This is a genomic window from Xanthomonas sp. SHU 308, from assembly GCF_000364645.1.
Classification (GTDB): Bacteria; Pseudomonadota; Gammaproteobacteria; order Xanthomonadales; family Xanthomonadaceae; genus Xanthomonas_A; species Xanthomonas_A sontii.
Window position 1 is genome coordinate 1 of the sequence record NZ_AQOK01000858.1, and the last position, 323, is coordinate 323.

Below are 323 nucleotides of genomic sequence, written 5' to 3' on the forward strand. Positions count from 1 at the left end.
GCGGCGGCCTCCACGTCGGCGCCCTGCGCCAGGGCGTCCAGCGCCGGCAGCAGCGCATCGAGCAGGGTGCGGTCGCCGCGTTGCGCGCCGCCGTAGTGCTGCATCCGCGCCACGCCGGCCTGCAGCGCCTGCACCCAGTCGCGGCCGTCCGCCAGCGCACCGGCAGCGGTGGTGAACAGGATCGACAGCAGCACGCCGCTGGAGCCGCCCATGCTGTGTTCGATCGTCGCCGCCAAGCCGCGCGCCAGTGCGGCGGCGTCGCCGGTGGCCAGCGCATCGGTGTCCAGCGCCTGCCGCAGGGCGCGCGCGCCGGCGGCGAAGGT

At 77.4% G+C, this 323-nt stretch carries 1 protein-coding gene; it reads right to left on the bottom strand.

Annotated features, from left to right (window positions below):
- On the bottom strand, positions 1-323 hold a 323-nt coding region (locus D588_RS25910; RefSeq protein WP_043086891.1), incomplete at both ends, for a DAK2 domain-containing protein.